Origin of the sequence: Psychrobacter sp. (genome assembly GCF_030454045.1) — a bacterium.
Lineage (GTDB): Bacteria > Pseudomonadota > Gammaproteobacteria > Pseudomonadales > Moraxellaceae > Psychrobacter.
This window is the reverse complement of record NZ_JAKDJE010000037.1, coordinates 14,571-27,435: the sequence shown is the minus strand read 5'-3', so window position 1 is coordinate 27,435 and position 12,865 is coordinate 14,571. Positions and strand designations below refer to the sequence as shown.

The 12,865-nt window shown below is 44.5% G+C and carries 11 protein-coding genes and 1 pseudogene; 8 read left to right on the top strand and 4 right to left on the bottom strand.

From position 1 onward, the window contains the following. Positions 1 to 69: 69 nt before the first annotated feature. Positions 70 to 1,209, top strand: coding sequence for an alkene reductase (locus L0G63_RS08295; RefSeq protein ID WP_201575464.1), 1,140 nt, complete (start codon positions 70 to 72; stop codon positions 1,207 to 1,209). 183 nt (positions 1,210 to 1,392) lie between these two features. Then, a pseudogene (locus tag L0G63_RS08290) lies at positions 1,393 to 1,567 on the top strand (IS5/IS1182 family transposase); the annotation flags it as partial. On the opposite strand, the gene L0G63_RS08285 reads toward L0G63_RS08290, so the two are convergent. Then, positions 1,520 to 1,858 carry a hypothetical protein gene (locus L0G63_RS08285; protein WP_301450220.1) on the bottom strand — a complete coding sequence of 113 codons (339 nt, stop codon included), beginning with the start codon at positions 1,856 to 1,858 and terminating at the stop codon, positions 1,520 to 1,522. The pseudogene L0G63_RS08290 and the gene L0G63_RS08285 sit on opposite strands and share 48 nt — an antisense overlap. A gap of 465 nt (positions 1,859 to 2,323) precedes the next feature. Here L0G63_RS08285 and L0G63_RS08280 point away from each other — a divergent pair, with 465 nt between their 5' ends. The 3 genes from L0G63_RS08280 to L0G63_RS08270 are packed head-to-tail and all read left to right on the top strand — an operon-like array spanning position 2,324 to position 5,889. Continuing rightward, positions 2,324 to 3,343 carry a TAXI family TRAP transporter solute-binding subunit gene (locus L0G63_RS08280; protein WP_301450219.1) on the top strand — a complete coding sequence of 340 codons (1,020 nt, stop codon included), beginning with the start codon at positions 2,324 to 2,326 and terminating at the stop codon, positions 3,341 to 3,343. After that, positions 3,321 to 3,881, top strand: coding sequence for a DUF1850 domain-containing protein (locus tag L0G63_RS08275; RefSeq protein WP_301450218.1), 561 nt, complete (start codon positions 3,321 to 3,323; stop codon positions 3,879 to 3,881). Before L0G63_RS08280 ends, L0G63_RS08275 begins: the two co-directional genes overlap by 23 nt. After that, positions 3,853 to 5,889, top strand: coding sequence for a TRAP transporter permease (locus tag L0G63_RS08270; RefSeq protein ID WP_301450217.1), 2,037 nt, complete (start codon positions 3,853 to 3,855; stop codon positions 5,887 to 5,889). The genes L0G63_RS08275 and L0G63_RS08270 overlap by 29 nt, the downstream gene beginning before the upstream one ends. Positions 5,890 to 6,016: 127 nt before the next feature. Here the strand turns inward: L0G63_RS08270 and lipA are convergent, their stop codons facing one another. Together lipA and L0G63_RS08260 are read right to left on the bottom strand one after the other, a co-directional pair. Next, on the bottom strand, positions 6,017 to 7,060 hold the full coding sequence (gene lipA, locus L0G63_RS08265) for a lipoyl synthase (RefSeq protein ID WP_301450216.1): 1,044 nt from the start codon (positions 7,058 to 7,060) through the stop codon (positions 6,017 to 6,019). 117 nt (positions 7,061 to 7,177) lie between these two features. Then, a complete protein-coding gene (locus L0G63_RS08260; RefSeq protein ID WP_301450215.1) occupies positions 7,178 to 7,588 on the bottom strand; it encodes a carboxymuconolactone decarboxylase family protein in 411 nt (136 codons plus the stop codon). Between the two features lie 336 nt (positions 7,589 to 7,924). Between L0G63_RS08260 and acnB the strand changes: the two genes are divergently transcribed. From acnB to L0G63_RS08245, 3 genes are all read left to right on the top strand, one after another. Continuing rightward, positions 7,925 to 10,528: a bifunctional aconitate hydratase 2/2-methylisocitrate dehydratase gene (acnB, locus tag L0G63_RS08255; RefSeq protein ID WP_301450214.1), complete on the top strand. Its 2,604-nt coding sequence runs from the start codon at positions 7,925 to 7,927 to the stop codon at positions 10,526 to 10,528. 194 nt (positions 10,529 to 10,722) lie between these two features. Then, positions 10,723 to 11,166, top strand: coding sequence for a DUF805 domain-containing protein (locus tag L0G63_RS08250; RefSeq protein WP_301450213.1), 444 nt, complete (start codon positions 10,723 to 10,725; stop codon positions 11,164 to 11,166). A gap of 203 nt (positions 11,167 to 11,369) precedes the next feature. Continuing rightward, positions 11,370 to 11,813 (top strand): PACE efflux transporter, encoded by a 444-nt coding sequence (locus L0G63_RS08245; RefSeq protein WP_301450212.1) that lies wholly within the window; start codon positions 11,370 to 11,372, stop codon positions 11,811 to 11,813. A 92-nt stretch (positions 11,814 to 11,905) separates the two neighbouring features. Here the strand turns inward: L0G63_RS08245 and L0G63_RS08240 are convergent, their stop codons facing one another. Next, on the bottom strand, positions 11,906 to 12,703 hold the full coding sequence (locus L0G63_RS08240) for an enoyl-CoA hydratase/isomerase family protein (protein WP_301450211.1): 798 nt from the start codon (positions 12,701 to 12,703) through the stop codon (positions 11,906 to 11,908). Positions 12,704 to 12,865 lie beyond the last annotated feature (162 nt).

Here is a 12,865-nt window from a genome sequence, read left to right as displayed (position 1 = left end):
GATTAGTGAGGTGCTCTTCTTTTTTCAATCACTTTCGAAGTTGAGAGTGGGGTTATAAAAGAGAATGTTATGAAACAAACTATTCCTAATACCAGTGCACTGTTTTCGCCTGTAAAACTTGGGCCTTATACGCTTAAAAATCGTATTGTGATGCCACCATTGACGCGCTCTCGTAGCACGCAACCTGGCAATATTCCTAATGATTTAATGGCAAGTTATTATGCCCAGCGTGCTTCTGCAGGCTTTATGGTGACGGAGGGGACACAGATCGAACCCAGAGGCCAAGGTTATGCATGGACGCCAGGTATTCATACGCAAGCACAAATTGAAGGCTGGAAAAAAATCACGCAAGCGGTACATGCCAAGGGCGGTATTATTTTTGCTCAGCTATGGCACGTTGGCCGTGTGTCTCATACTAGCTTACAACCCAACCAAAATCAGCCTGTAGCGCCCTCTGCTATTACTGCTGATAATGTCAAAGTATTCATTGAAACAGGTCCAGGCGAAGGTGCTTTAGCTGATCCAAGTGAGCCGCGGGCACTGAGCACAGAAGAGGTGAGCGAGTTGATAACGATGTACGCTCAAGCCGCTCGCAACGCCTTAGAAGCGGGTTTTGATGGGGTAGAGCTGCACTGTGCCAATGGTTATTTAGTGAACCAGTTTATCTCTGAGCATAGCAATAAACGTGATGACCAGTATGGTGGCTCGCTAGCGAATCGTTTGCGGTTCCTAAAAGAAGTGGTTGCTGCTGTCAGTGATGTGGTCGGTGCTGATCGTTTAGGCGTCCGTTTTGCGCCTTTGTTTGCTAGTACCGGTGAGGATCGTGTGTACTTAGGGCTGGTAGAATCAGATCCTCATCATACTTATATTGAAGCGGTTAAAGTACTTGAGAAAGCGGGCATCGCTTATTTGTCCATTGCAGAAGCTGATTGGGATAGTGCCCCTGATTTACCAGAGCCCTTTTATCAAGCGGTTAGAGCTGAGTTTTCAGGACGTATTATTTATGCGGGAAAATACACTGTAGAGAAATCGCTCAATATGTTATCTAAAGGTTATGGTGATTTATTTGCTTTTGGTCGTCCTTTTATTGCTAATCCTGATTTACCAGAGCGCATAGCTCATCATTGGCCGCTCAATGAGGTAGATCCAGCCACAATGTATGGTGGCACGGAAATAGGCTATAGCGATTATCCTTATTATCAAAAGTAGCTATTGAAAAAATAAGGCCATTCGTGGCCTTATTTTTTGATAAAGTGAATACTGGATTATGAAAATAATCGAAAATGGCGTAGATAATCTTAGGGCGTGTTGAACATTGGGTATAAATTAATGGCAAAAAAAATAGCGAACGGTTAATCTTTAAGTTCTCACACAAAAAAGATATCGTTCGCTATGCCTCGCACCAATCTCAAAGATGAACACTGGACAAGACTTACCCGAGTATTTTGGCAAGCCTAATACCATCTATAAAGCTTACCAGCGCTGGTTTCGCAGTAATAAGCTGATGGCATTATTTACGTCACTGATCAAAGACGCAGACCTTGAGTGGGTCTTTATCGATGGCACAACCCACGATGTCAAAGTCGCGTACACCTAGTGTTTTTAGGGCGTAAATATTGGCACGGTAGGATACTTCAGATGGAGTCAGCTTATGACCTTGACCATGCCGCGTCAGAAAAGCAACCGTTACTCCTTCTAATTCACCCAAAAAAATGTCATCGGATGGACTGCCATAACGGGTTTGTATCGTCACGCTGCGCTTATTAGTCAGTGCTTGGACCTGATACAAGCCACTACCACCAATGATGGCAATGTCAGCAGACAAAGATTCTGATGCTTCTGTAGTGGGTATTGTCATAAGAGTTATCCAAGTTCGGTCATAAAAAATAATGGCTTTAGATTAGATAAGGAGGCATGTGCCAGTTTGTCTAAATACCTTGAGCATAAGGTAATAATGAGACATAACGCGACAAAAAAATAAGTAATAAAAATATAGCAGAGTTAAGAAGGGAATAACAATAAATCGAGAGTATGGCAAGAAGCCTTTAGCTAAAGAGTAGTAAAGGTTTACAACAGGGATAAAATTTGCTTAAATAAAGATGAAACATAGTTCCACACAGCGAAACTATGTAGGTTCTCAGTGAATACAAAAAATAAGAAGGTTTTCTCAAAAGCTTAATGTATAATATTGAGGCAAAAGAGAAAAGATACTTTGGTTTATTTATCACAAAAATTGCTATATTATTACTCAGGTGTAACGGATTAATACTTATATATTAATGCCGCTAATTGTATTAAATCGATCATTTCAAGGATGAACTCAATGCTCACTTCTCTAAAATCTCCCTTACTTTTTTCAGCAATATTAAGCGCCATGCTAGGCTTAACCGCCTGCTCATCGCCAAGCTCAGAAGGCAATGAGACGGCTGCTGCGGATAGTACGTCAGCTGATGCGGCTACCGATACACTCGATACCAAATTCCTAACGATTGCCACAGGCGGCGCGTCTGGGCCTTACAACATCATTGGTACCTCATTGTCTGAAGTCTATGTCAAAAACTTTGGCGTTAACTCAAAAACACAAACGACAGGTGCGTCCGTTGAAAACGTCAATCTATTGACCCAAGGCAAAGTGGACATGGTCTTGGCACTCAGTGACGTGGTCACCGATGCTGTCGAAGGCAAAAACAACTTCGATAAGCCTATTGACAACATCCAGCAAATTGCCGTTTTGTATCCTAACGTCGTGCAAATCGTGACCACGAAAGACACGGGTATCAAAACCATCGAAGATTTAAGAGGCAAGCGCATCGCAGTTGGTGATCAAGGCTCTGGTACCGAAGTCAATGCGCGAACACTACTAGAAGGGTTTGGCATCACTTATGATGACATCACTGTCGATTATTTGGGTTTTGCTGAAGCTGCTGATGGCATGAAAGCGGGCAAAATCGAAGCGGCATTCTTTAGTAGTGGCCTACCAAATTCATCGCTTATGGAGCTTGAGCAAGGCGTGGATTTGCAGTTGGTTTCTATCGACCAAGAAAAGCTAAAAGAAATCATTGCAACCAAGCCTTATTTCAATACCTTTGAGATTCCTGCTGGTACTTATGGCAATGAGGCAGGTGTGCCAACTGCTGCAATCATGAATGCATTATTGGTGAACTCTGATCTTTCTGAAGCCGATGGTTATAAACTGACCAAAGCGTTGTTTGATAACTTGGACGGTCTAAAAACGGCACACCAAGCGGCCAACGATATCAGTTTAGAAACCGCTCGTGACGGTATGGTTGCCCCAATCCATCCTGGCGCTAAAAAGTACTATGACGAACAAGCCGCCAAGTAAGTCAATAGGGTTATTAACTGGCGCCGCAGGACTTGCCGCGCTGGTTTTTTTAATTCTATGGATAGGTGCCGTGCGTCAGTCTGTGGTCGAAGTGCGTGTTGCGATAGCGGGTAGTGATGATAAGGTGTGTTATTTTACTGATTCTAATTTTCAGTTACGCTGGATACATTCTGTAGAAAAGCAGTGGTGGGAAGAGCAGTATCAGCGTCTAGATAAAACCAGTACCGAAGATGCTGCGCTATTACTTACCACCACGTACTTTGAAGCGTTTGGTGCTGGTACGCCTTCGACCGAACCGCTGGCCCCCATACAAAAACCCGGCTATCTGGGTTACCAAATCAATGAGAAGCTACCAAGCCTCAATTGGGTTGTGTCCAGATTGACCAAAGGTGAAATTGATTACGATGATTATCGTTTCTTGATTCATCAGTGGGTGCCAGACTATTCTGAAGTGGTGATCATGCCGAAGACGTACGGTTTAATTGATAGATTTAACAAGGACTTATGCCATGAGCTCCCAAGTGACGGATCACGGTAGCGTGAATACTACGCCAGATGCTGACGTTGATAAAGATACCGATGCGGTCAACAAAGCCGTGTTGGAAAAATATGACCGAGAGTCAATCACGCGTCATATCACGCAAGGACCAGTCAAGTATTTCATTGCTGGTATTTGTATACTCTATTCTCTTTTTCACTTATATATCACTTTTAACCCGATGCCAGCGTTGCTACAGCGCTCGGTACACGTGGGTGTTGGTTTTGCCTTGATTTTCTTGATTTTTCCTGCGAGCAAAAAGAGCAGCCGCAAGCGAGTGGCATGGTATGACTGGATTTGGTTTTTATTGTCTTTATCTGGTATGAGCTATTTGATCTACGAATATCAAGACATTGTGACCTCACGTGGCGGTATGGCCAATCCGCTTGATGTGATATTTTCACTGATTACGGTTGTCTGTGTATTAGAAGGCAGTCGCCGTATCACAGGCTGGATTTTGCCGATATTGGCAGGGATATTTTTGGCCTATCCGTTTGTCAGTCATATGGATTTTATGCCGGATAGATTGCTGACTCGCCCTTATGATATGGGCGATATTTTTGGTCAATTGTTTCTAAAAACAGAAGGTCTGTATTCTGTTGCGATTGGTGCATCCGTGACATTTATCTTTTTGTTCATTCTGTTTGGTGCGTTTTTGGCACGCTCAGGAATGGGACAGCTGTTTAATGATTTGGCATTAGCCATCGCAGGTCACAAAAAAGGAGGACCTGCAAAAGTGGCGGTGATTTCTAGTGGCTTTATGGGCAGTATCAATGGCTCGGCATTGTCCAACGTCGTTAGTACGGGTGCCTTTACCATTCCATTGATGAAAAAGGTTGGTTATCATAAAGATTTTGCAGGCGCGGTTGAGGCCAGTGCCTCGGTTGGCGGACAGATTTTGCCACCGATTATGGGAGCCAGTGCGTTCATTATGGCGGAGACCACTGGTCTGCCGTATAGTACGATTGCGCTTGCTGCTTTGTTGCCTGCGATATTGTACTACTTAGGGGTCATTGCACAAGTGCACTTCCGCGCTGGACGTCGTGACCTAAAAGGTATCGCCAAAGAGAGCTTACCCGCGGTCAAAGAAGTACTAAAAGCTCGCGGTCATATGCTCTTACCGATTGTCTTCTTGATTTTCTTATTAATCAGAAATGTACCTGTGGGATATGCAGCTGCTTATACGATTGGTTTTACCGTAGTAATCAGTATGCTACGTGCTGAGACGCGCATGAGCTTCTCTGATATTTTGGGGGCGCTCGAAGACGGCGCACGTCAGTCACTTGCGGTCATGGCAGCGTGTGCGGTTGTTGGTATTATCATTGGTGTGGTCAGTTTGACCAGCTTTGGTACAGTGATGACCTCCTCTATCGTGACCTTAGGGGCAGGGTCGTTATTCTTTACGCTGATTTTGACCATGCTCGCATCAATGGTATTGGGTATGGGGCTACCTTCTATCCCTGCCTATATCATTACCGCGACCATGGCTGCGCCTGCATTGGCAGGGTTTGATATTCCCATCTTGTCAGCGCACATGTTTGTCTTCTACTTTGGTATCTTTGCCAATATTACTCCGCCTGTGTGTCTGGCTGCTTTTGCTGGTGCAGGTATCTCTGGTGGCGACCCGATGAAAACAGGCTTCTTGTCGCTCAAGCTGGCATTGGCTGGATTTATTGTGCCGTTTATGTTTATCTATAATCCAACGATGCTGATGATAGATCCGACGGGGCTGGCCGTCACGGCAAAAGATTTCCCGCTACCACCTATCGTGGATATTATTACAGTAGTAGTGACTTCGATAACAGGTGTGATTGCCTTAAGCTCAGCGCTTGAGGGGTACTTCAGAGGTGAGATGAATACCATAACCCGTATCATCTTAGCGATTGGTGCCTTGTTATTGATTTATCCTGAGTTGATGACAGGTATCGTAGGCGGTGTGATTGTACTTGGTATTGCGGTATTCAATATAAAGACAAGTGCGGCACCAACGCCGACAGTGAGTGTTTAGTTTTAGCCACTGATATTAGAGTAAGTCATAAAAAAGGGTGAATAACAGATTTGTTATTCACCCTTTTATATTTTTAGCTATTATCTTTAGTACTTTGATATTGGTTTAACAATAATCAAATCAGCAATTAGCAGCCAAGTTTGCCTTCTGCTTCTAATGCTTTTTTGCTGCGGATAGGTGCTGGGCAATCTTCACCATAATACTGACGATCAGCAAAGTAGCTTGAGCGTACCATGGGACCGGCCCAAATGCTAAAGAAGCCAATCTTTTTGCCGTAGTTCATATAACGCTGGAATTCGTCTGGATGGACATAACGGTCAACAGGGGCATGGTTCTTACTAGGCTGTAGATATTGACCAATCGTGATCATATCGACATCATGCGCTTTGAGATCATCAAGTAGGGCATAGACTTCTTCTTCGGTTTCGCCGAGACCAACCATAAACCCGCATTTGGTCGCGATATCAGGACGACGCTCTTTATAAATCTTGAGCAAGTCGAGTGAATGCTGATAATCAGAACCCGGACGGAAGGCTTTGTATAGACGTGGCACGGTTTCGATGTTGTGGTTGAACACATCTGGCGCAGTCTCTGTCAGTAAGTCTAAGGCAATGTCCATACGGCCACGGAAATCAGGCACTAAGATTTCGATCAGGCAGTTTGGGCTTAGCGCCCGTGATTCGTTGAGCACTTCGACAAAATGCTGCGCGCCGCCATCTTTTAGATCATCACGATCGACAGAGGTGATCACCGCATATTTAAGACCCAAGCCTTGAATAGTTTCGGCAGTATGACGCGGCTCATCTTTATCAAGCTCGTTCGGGCGACCATGACCGACATCACAAAACGGGCAACGACGGGTACAGATATCACCCATAATCATAAAGGTGGCGGTGCCGTCACCAAAGCACTGCGCAAGATTCGGGCAAGCGGCTTCTTCACAAACAGTATAGAGCTTTTGTTCGCGTAGTTTGGCTTTGATACGCGCCACCTCGGCAGGTGAGGACATTTTTACTCGAATCCAATCCGGCTTTTTCTTCGCTTCGACTGTCGGGATTACTTTAATCGGGATGCGCGCGACTTTATCGTAGCCACGCAGCTTTTCACCTTGAATGGCTTTTTTAGGTTTTACTCTTGGCGCAGGAATATGGGTTTGTACGGCAGTAGTCATAATCAATGATCTCTTAACCCTTTATAGTATAAGGGTTTATGGAATTATCAGCATGCTTTATAGGTGTCTTTATTATAACAGATATTGCGCTCAGGGTTTATTATTCAACCCTTTGTGCTATGGCTTTTTGTTTAAGTCATCAATATCTATACCCATCTCATTAAACACTTCGATAGCCGCGCGAAACGCTTCTTGTGTGGCAGGTGCGCCGCAGTATGGGAGGCTATGCATCAGCACTTCGCGAATCTCGGCGACACTAGCGCCATTGTTGATGGCACCTCGGATATGTCCTTTTAACTCATTTGGGCTTTTTTGCGCAATTAAAAAGGCAATGGTAATCAGTGAGCGATATTTGCGCGGCAGTACTGACTCATCTTGCCATGTGCTGCCCCAAGCGTGCTCAATGATCCAGTCTTGTAATGGCTGAGTAAATCCAGTCGCCGCATCAAGCGAGCGTTTGACATGCTGCTCACCCATCACTTCTGTGCGTACCTTGAGGCCATTATCATAGTTGGTGTTGCTATCCATATTGGCTCGTCCTTTGATGTTTTATAGAAATGTCTGATAAAAGCGTATAACAGTCATATGGTGTCTGCGCACTCATAAAGCAAGTTTTTATCAATCAGTGCAGGTACGTAAATACGAGCGATTATAAGGTGTGCAATCATATTATTGATGGGACTATTTTGATAATAAATGTTGGATATGGCCTTGCTACGCGCCTTTTGAAGGCTCAGCCATTAACATTTAGAGCATTTTAAGCTATGATTGCACGGATAATTATTCCCTATAGTATATAGACGCAGGCGGTCATGCTGACTACCCACGTAATGTGCTAAACTCCAACTGACGAGGACGACTATTGTGTTAGAAGCTTATCGTAAACATGTCGAAGAACGTGCTGAGCTAGGAACGGTTCCGCTACCATTGAACGAAAAACAAGTAGCAGAGTTGGTTGAATTACTAAAGAACCCGCCAGCAGGCGAAGATGCATTTTTGATGAACTTGCTAGAAAACCGTATCCCTGCTGGTGTTGACCAAGCAGCCTACGTGAAAGCGGCATTTTTGGCAGCTATCTTAAAAGGTGAGACATCATCACCATTGATCAGCAAGCAAAAAGCGGTTCAAATTTTAGGTACGATGCAAGGTGGTTACAACGTTCAGCCATTGGTTGCGGCACTAGATGACAGCGAAGTCGCACAAGACGCTGCTGAAGCATTAAAGAAGACTTTGCTCGTATTTGACGCGTTCAATGACGTGACTGAAAAAGCCGAAGCGGGCAACACCATTGCTAAAGAAGTCGTTCAATCTTGGGCTGACGCAGAATGGTTCTTGAATCGCCCTGAAGTACCAAAGAAAACCACTTACACGACGTTCAAAGTCACTGGCGAGACCAACACGGATGACTTGTCACCAGCGCAAGACGCATGGAGCCGTCCTGATATCCCATTGCATTCATTAGCCATGCACAAAAACTCTCGTGACGGCATTACTGCTGACGAAGAGGGCGTGCGTGGTCCAATGAAACTTATTGATGAGCTAAAAGAAAAAGGCCACCCACTTGCGTACGTTGGTGACGTTGTCGGTACCGGCTCTAGCCGTAAGTCTGCGACCAACTCAGTGCTATGGCTGATGGGCGAAGACATTCCTAACGTGCCAAACAAACGTGGTGGCGGTCTAGTACTAGGTAACAACATCGCTCCGATTTTCTTCAACACGATGGAAGATTCTGGCGCATTGCCAATCGAAAAAGTCGCGGTTGATAACCTAAATATGGGTGATGTATTTGACATCTACCCACATGACGGCAAAATCACCAAGCATGACTCTGATGAAGTGCTATCAACGTTTACGCTAAGCTCACCTACTTTGCTTGATGAAGTGCGTGCTGGTGGCCGTATTCCATTGATCGTTGGTCGTGGTTTGACCAACCGTGCGCGTGAGTACTTGGGTCTTGGTCACTCAGACGTGTTTGCTAAGCCAGAAGAGCCAGCCGATACGGGTAAAGGCTTTACGCTAGCGCAGAAAATGGTTGGTAAAGCGTGTGGCCTAGAAGGCGTACGTCCAGGTATGTACTGTGAGCCTAAGATGACTACCGTTGGCTCTCAGGATACGACTGGCCCAATGACACGTGACGAGCTAAAAGACTTGGCATGTTTGGGTTTCCAAGCGGATCTCGTGATGCAGTCATTCTGTCATACTGCGGCTTATCCAAAACCAGTTGACGTTGAGACTCAGCACACACTACCTGACTTTATCATGAACCGTGGCGGCGTCAGCTTACGTCCAGGTGATGGTATCATTCACTCATGGTTGAACCGTATGCTACTGCCAGATACCGTTGGTACTGGTGGTGACTCGCATACTCGTTTCCCAATGGGTATCTCGTTCCCAGCGGGTTCTGGTCTAGTTGCTTTCGCAGCGGCAACTGGTGTGATGCCACTAGATATGCCTGAATCTGTCCGTGTTCGTTTCGTTGGTGAGCGTCAGCCTGGTATCACCTTGCGTGACCTCGTACATGCGATTCCTTATCAAGCGATCAAAGAAGGTTACTTGACCGTTGATAAGAAAGGTAAAATCAACGAGTTCAACGGCCGTATCCTTGAGATCGAAGGTCTAGAAGATTTGACCGCTGAGCAAGCGTTTGAATTGTCTGATGCCTCAGCTGAGCGTAGTGCGGCTGGCTGTACCATTACCTTGTCTGAAGATTCAGTAACTGAGTACCTAAACTCAAATATCACGCTGCTTAAGTGGATGATTTCAGAAGGCTATGGCGATGCGCGTACCATCAGCCGCCGTATCGAAGCCATGCAAGAATGGCTTGCGAACCCAAGCCTCATGCGTGCGGATGATGATGCTGAATATGCTATCGACATTACTATCGATATGAGCGAGATCAAAGAGCCTATCCTTTGCTGCCCGAACGATCCAGATGATGCCAAGACCTTGGCAGACGTGGCTGGTGATACCATTGATGAAGTATTCATTGGTTCATGTATGACCAACATCGGTCACTTCCGCGCGGCAGGTAAATTGCTACAAGACGTACCAGCAGGTAGCCTCAAGACTCGTCTATGGATTGCACCGCCTACTAAGATGGATGCACGCCAGTTGATGGAAGAAGGTTATTACAACGTCTACGCACAAGCCGGCGCTCGTACTGAAATGCCAGGTTGTTCACTATGTATGGGTAACCAAGCACGTATCGCACCGAAATCGACGGCGGTGTCAACATCAACCCGTAACTTCCCGAACCGTCTAGGTCAAGGCGCTAACGTATACCTAGCGTCTGCAGAGCTTGCCGCAGTTGCCGCCGTACTTGGTAAATTGCCGACTAACGATGAGTATCAGCAGTATGCTGGCATGCTAAACAGCATGGGTGATGAAGTCTATCAATACATGAACTTCGACCGTATGGAGGACTATACGGAAGAAGCAGACAAGATTAACGTTGCTCAGTTGACCTAATTTTGGTTAAAAATTGAGTTAGCCTTTTTTAAGTAAACAAAACCCCGTATCGTCATGATGCGGGGTTTTTTATTGATGACTCTAAGAAAACTAGTATTCATTTACAAACTTTTATTGAGTATCTATAATCAAAGCTAATTGTTGATAATTTGCAATGACGATTTCTACTTTTCACGACTGAGATAATAAGCCCTATGGAAAATAATATTAAGCTTGATAAAACGACCCCGCCACCATTACCAAAAAATATGACTACGGGCAATCACAATGCTGAAGAAAACTATGGAATCATTGATTGGTTCAAAAAGTGCATGAGAAATTATGTCAATTTCTCTGGTCGGGCACGCCGTAAAGAGTTTTGGTATTTTTCTTTGGTATATATGATCTTGGCAATTTTTGCGATGATAATAGATGCAATCATTTTTGACGCAGAAACAGGGCCTGTTTATATAGTTGTAGCGCTTGGTCTTGCTTTACCCAGTATTGCTGTTGGTATTCGCAGGTTACATGATACGGGTCGCTCAGGATGGTGGTTTTTAATATCCTTAATACCACTGATAGGCGGCATTGTGTTTCTTGTATTTTGTGCTAATGATACTAAGCCTGAAACCAATCAATGGGGCCCGCCAGCAAAATAGTCTGGCCTAGGATAAAGTCGGTTTTTGATAAATCTGTTTACGTCTGTATAAATGTACTGGCTGATTTTTTATGCCATCTTATGTATAATATAAGTGCAGGCGGAAACCGTGGCTCTGCACTCAATCTATCTTTTCTATCTCGGGACGGACCGATACTTTGATATGCACTTTTTTGTTTAAATACAGGTGCTTTGGAGTCTTGGTTGATTACTTTATCCCCACTCAAACGCCGCATTGTCTATGTGGCTGTGTTCGAGATTGTCGCAATTATCTCCTCTACCTTTGTATTGATGAAGCTCAGCAATAGCGAGGCATCGGACTCTCTACCTGTCGCGATGATGGTATCGCTGGCTGCCATCATTTGGAACTTTGTATACAACACCGCTTTTGAGACTTGGGAGGAGCGCAGGCAAATAGCAGAGCGCACGCTGCTTATTCGTAGTGTTCATGCCTTTATATTTGAAGTCGGTTTGGTTTTGATTTGCTTACCGCTATATATGATTTGGTATCACGTTGGCTTGCTCCAAGCGTTTATGATGGAAGCTGCCTTGCTAGTGTTTTTCTTAATTTATAATTTCGTATTCACCTTTATTTTTGACAAGATATTTACCTTACCGTATCACTATAAGTCAGCGTCTGTATCATAACAATTATGCCATCAAGTAGTGACAATGGTATGGCATGAAAAAAGGCTACTAATGAGCAGCCTTTTTGACAATATTACTAAATCATCGATTAGCTATTTACCTTGATAAACTGGTTTACGCTTTTCAATAAAGGCGCTGACGCCTTCGATAAAGTCATCGGTTTTTGCCATCATGGTCTGCTGCTCCACTTCCATATCTAATGCCTCGTTCAAACCCATAAACGCGTGCACATTGAACATATGTTTCATAGAGGCTAGGGCTTTACCTGGCAGCTGGCTCAATCTTAGAGCCAATGCTTGAACGGTGGCGTCTAGCTCTTCCACACTAACCACTTGATTGACCAGATTTAAGCGTGCCATATCTTCCGCTTTCAGCTTATCACCCAGCATCACAAGCTCAGTGGCTTTTGCTGTACCAACCAATTGATTCAATAAATAAATACCGCCTGCATCTGGCACTAAACCAATATTGACAAAGGCTTGGACAAACTTTGCATTATCCGCTGCGATACGAAAATCACAGGTAAGCGCTAAGTTCATGCCAGCCCCTGCTACGGCACCTTCTAATTTGGCAATGATTGGTTTATGGACATTACGTAGCTTTAAGCTGACTTCGCCTGCGCCTTCTACCATACCTCTCAACTTGGTTGAGATAACGTCCTTGTCCAATCCTTCAGATAACATCTCTTTGATATCACCGCCACTTGAAAAATTACCACCAGCGCCTTGCAAGATAATGACTCGTACTTGATCATCAGCCGCTGCTTTATCTAGCGCTATTAACACGTTGTTTTTTAGTGGCGTGCCAAACGCATTTAAGCTTTTTGGATCGTTAAACGTAATGGTGGCAATGTGATTATTCACTTGATAATCAACGATAGACTGTGACATTTGAGATTTCCTTATTTTCAATGACTGTGTTAGGCAGCTATTTTGGGTGCCCGTATAAAAGACAGCGGGACAAATTGATGGTAATAAATAACGCAATGCTGATTACTATAGCAGCTTGCGCGCATTATAAAAGCAGGTTTTGTGGGCGCTTAAGACACATCT

Bases quoted from the DNA above. Each gene is read 5' to 3' on its own strand.
- L0G63_RS08260 (WP_301450215.1), bottom strand. From the start codon at position 7,588: ATGGATAGCAACACCAACTATGATAATGGCCTCAAGGTACGCACAGAA.
- L0G63_RS08285 (WP_301450220.1), bottom strand. From the start codon at position 1,858: ATGACAATACCCACTACAGAAGCATCAGAATCTTTGTCTGCTGACATT.
- L0G63_RS08250 (WP_301450213.1), top strand. From the start codon at position 10,723: ATGGAAAATAATATTAAGCTTGATAAAACGACCCCGCCACCATTACCA.
- L0G63_RS08240 (WP_301450211.1), bottom strand. From the start codon at position 12,703: ATGTCACAGTCTATCGTTGATTATCAAGTGAATAATCACATTGCCACC.
- L0G63_RS08275 (WP_301450218.1), top strand. From the start codon at position 3,321: ATGACGAACAAGCCGCCAAGTAAGTCAATAGGGTTATTAACTGGCGCC.
- lipA (WP_301450216.1), bottom strand. From the start codon at position 7,060: ATGACTACTGCCGTACAAACCCATATTCCTGCGCCAAGAGTAAAACCT.
- L0G63_RS08280 (WP_301450219.1), top strand. From the start codon at position 2,324: ATGCTCACTTCTCTAAAATCTCCCTTACTTTTTTCAGCAATATTAAGC.
- L0G63_RS08270 (WP_301450217.1), top strand. From the start codon at position 3,853: ATGAGCTCCCAAGTGACGGATCACGGTAGCGTGAATACTACGCCAGAT.
- L0G63_RS08295 (WP_201575464.1), top strand. From the start codon at position 70: ATGAAACAAACTATTCCTAATACCAGTGCACTGTTTTCGCCTGTAAAA.